Raw genomic sequence first — 2611 nt, forward strand, 5'->3', positions numbered from 1 at the left:
CTACCTCTGGTATGGTCACCGGCGGCCCCATCATGTCGTGGCTCCGCCACGTCGGCCCCGACCCGAAATCCCGGCTCGTCTTCGTCGGCTACCAGGCACAGGGGACGCTCGGTCGCCGCATCCAGAACGGATGGGACGAAATACCCGTCAACGACGGCAATGGACGCGGTCGCTCCGATACGCTCAAACCCGAGATGGACGTCGAGACGGTCGACGGTTTCTCCGGCCACGCCGACCGTGAGGGTCTCGAAAACTTTGTCAAGACGATGAATCCGCGCCCGGAGAAGGTGCTCTGTGTCCACGGTGACGAACGCTCCGTGCAGGACCTCTCCTCAGCGCTCTACCACGACTACAACATGCGGACGTTCGCACCGAAGAACCTCGAAACGTTCCGCTTCAAGTAACGGACGCTCCCGGTATCGAGTCTGACCTGTCCGGATATTTTATATATCAACACGAGGCAACGACTCGTGTGAGTCTCCGTACACGATTCTCAAATTTGAGTACCGTTGGCAAAGTCATCGTGCTTGTTGTCCTTCTCGCGGGTCTCCTGTTCACACTTGTCAGTGCCGTTTTCGGGGCTGCCATCGTCGGGACGTTCGTCCTCGAATCGGGAGAGAGCGTCGACAAATCACCTCAGGCCTCGTTTACCTCGTCAGTCTCCGACGGAACGGTACGCATCGAACACGCCGCCGGTGACTCTATTTCAGCCGACGAATTGACCGTCGTCGTTGGAGAGCGTGAACAGTCGTGGGCGTCCCTCGCAGACGGTGATGGTGCCGTCGAGCAGGGAGATTCAGTGTCAGTCTCCGCGTCGGAAGGCGAGACAGTTCGGCTCGTCTACATTGGTGGCGAAAGCGAGACGACGCTCGTTCAACTCACTGCCTGACCGCGGTCTCTTTTGAACGGGCGCGGTGAATTTCTCCTCTCGAAGGCCGAAGATTCATCACTACCCTCGAACGAATCAACTCCATGCGTCTCGCACTTATTGCTCACGACGAGAAGAAACCGGACCTCATCGCGTTCGCCGAGGAACGGAAAGCCGACCTCGAACGCTTCGAACTCATCGCGACGGGGACGACCGGCCAGCGACTCATCGACGCGACGGGCCTCGACATCGACCGCAAGGAGTCCGGGCCGCTCGGCGGCGACCTGCAAATCGGCGCGGAGATTGCCGACGAGACCTGCGACGGCGTCGTCTTCCTTCGCGACCCGTTGACCGCACAGCCCCACGAGCCGGACATCTCCGCGCTCCTCCGCATCTGCGACGTTCATCAGACGCCGCTTGCGACCAACCTCGCGAGCGCCGACGCCGTCCTCGACGAACTCGTCAGCCGGTTAGACGACGAGGAATAGCCGACTCGCCCCTCTGTATCAATTTTGAAAACCGCTACATATCCTTAATTAGCAGAACGCAGTAGCAACTGTATGGACACTGCGGTTCGTTTATTTCCGACGTTGCTGTTCGTTCTCATCATCGCTACTGCCCCCGTTACAGCCGCGACTGGACCGACGTCACCGTGTTTCCACGGCGAAGGACACCAGTTTGACATCGGGGGCGAGGGCGCAGGTATCGACCTCGTGGTCTTCCTCTCGATGTTCGAAAACCTCGGCGGAGCGGGCGGTTTCGGAATGGAAGCAAGCGGCGATATCGGAAATCAGTCTATTATTCAACTCCGTGCTGGCGTCGCCTTCGACGGCGTCGGTCCGGTGACGGACTTCCTCTCGAATCCCTTCTCGCGGTTCAGCGTCGTCTACGACTACTCGATGAATCTCCCGATGTTCGCGGACTCGGGTCTCGACTCGTCGTACAACGCTGACGGGTCACCAGTGAGTGGCATTCGGACGAAACAGTGTTAGTCGTCCGCGGCGGCCGGGTCGACGACTGATTGGCCCGCTACGTCGACGCCGACTTTCTCGCACACGTCTGCCATCGGACACTCGTCTTTTCCGTCGAGACAAACCGGTTTTCTCGCCTTGCAGAACTCCCGTCCGAACTGAATCATCGCCGTATGGCCGAAGCCGCACTTCTCGGCGGGCACCTCGCGTTCGAGCGCCGCACGGACGCCTTCGTGGTCGGCGTCGGCAGGAGCGACTCCGAGTCGGCGGGCGATTCGGTGGACGTGCGTATCTACCGGAAAGACGTTAGAATCCGGTATCATTATGTTAACAGCGTCGTATCCTCTGAGTACATGAGTGGTCGGTATAAAACGCTACAAACAGACAACGAATTCCCCAAAGGAGAGGCGTTCTTACGGCGGAAAGCGGTCAAAAATACCAAGGAGAACGCTAAGAAGGCCCGCATTGCTCTTGAGGATTTCGACCGATTCATGGTTGAGTTCGGCATCGATGACCTTGAGGAGATAGACAACCTCGCTCTCGAAGAGTTTAGTATCTGGCTGGATAATGAGAAAAATCTCGCTCACGGGACCATTAGTCACAAATGGTATTCAGTGCGTCAGTATTTGAATGACTACGTTGACTCGGATTTAGGGCACGTTGACGACGAGGATGAGTGGGAAGAGGATTGGATTCTCAACTGGCTCAATGAGGGGACTAAGACGGCTCGTGAGAACGACCTCGAAGTTCATTGGTTGCCGATACCAATGAT

The 2611-nt window shown here is 57.7% G+C and carries 5 protein-coding genes and 1 pseudogene; 5 read left to right on the top strand and 1 reads right to left on the bottom strand.

Translation table 11 applies throughout. From position 1 onward, the window contains the following. The 4 genes from QT222_RS02730 to QT222_RS02745 form a co-directional block, all read left to right on the top strand. Positions 1–404, top strand: a 404-nt coding sequence (locus QT222_RS02730; protein WP_491476224.1) for an MBL fold metallo-hydrolase RNA specificity domain-containing protein, incomplete at its 5' end; no start/stop codon positions are given. Between the two features lie 95 nt (positions 405–499). After that, a complete protein-coding gene (locus QT222_RS02735) occupies positions 500–889 on the top strand; it encodes a type IV pilin N-terminal domain-containing protein (RefSeq protein WP_491476225.1) in 390 nt (129 codons plus the stop codon). A gap of 83 nt (positions 890–972) precedes the next feature. Next, positions 973–1356 carry a methylglyoxal synthase gene (locus QT222_RS02740; protein WP_004057379.1) on the top strand — a complete coding sequence of 128 codons (384 nt, stop codon included), beginning with the start codon at positions 973–975 and terminating at the stop codon, positions 1354–1356. Positions 1357–1428: 72 nt separating this feature from the next. After that, positions 1429–1860 carry a DUF7332 family protein gene (locus QT222_RS02745; protein ID WP_004057378.1) on the top strand — a complete coding sequence of 144 codons (432 nt, stop codon included), beginning with the start codon at positions 1429–1431 and terminating at the stop codon, positions 1858–1860. Here the strand turns inward: QT222_RS02745 and QT222_RS02750 are convergent. After that, positions 1857–2144 (bottom strand): annotated as a pseudogene (locus QT222_RS02750) (endonuclease III domain-containing protein); the annotation flags it as partial. The gene QT222_RS02745 and the pseudogene QT222_RS02750 sit on opposite strands and share 4 nt — an antisense overlap. Positions 2145–2192: 48 nt before the next feature. On the opposite strand from QT222_RS02750, the gene QT222_RS02755 reads away from it, so the two are divergent. Continuing rightward, positions 2193–2611: phage integrase SAM-like domain-containing protein (locus QT222_RS02755; RefSeq protein ID WP_491476226.1), on the top strand; the 419-nt coding region annotated here is incomplete at its 3' end.

The sequence above is a fragment of the Haloferax sp. s1 genome, assembly GCF_058382125.1.

Bases quoted from the DNA above. Each gene is read 5' to 3' on its own strand.
- QT222_RS02740 (WP_004057379.1), top strand. From the start codon at position 973: ATGCGTCTCGCACTTATTGCTCACGACGAGAAGAAACCGGACCTCATC.
- QT222_RS02745 (WP_004057378.1), top strand. From the start codon at position 1,429: ATGGACACTGCGGTTCGTTTATTTCCGACGTTGCTGTTCGTTCTCATC.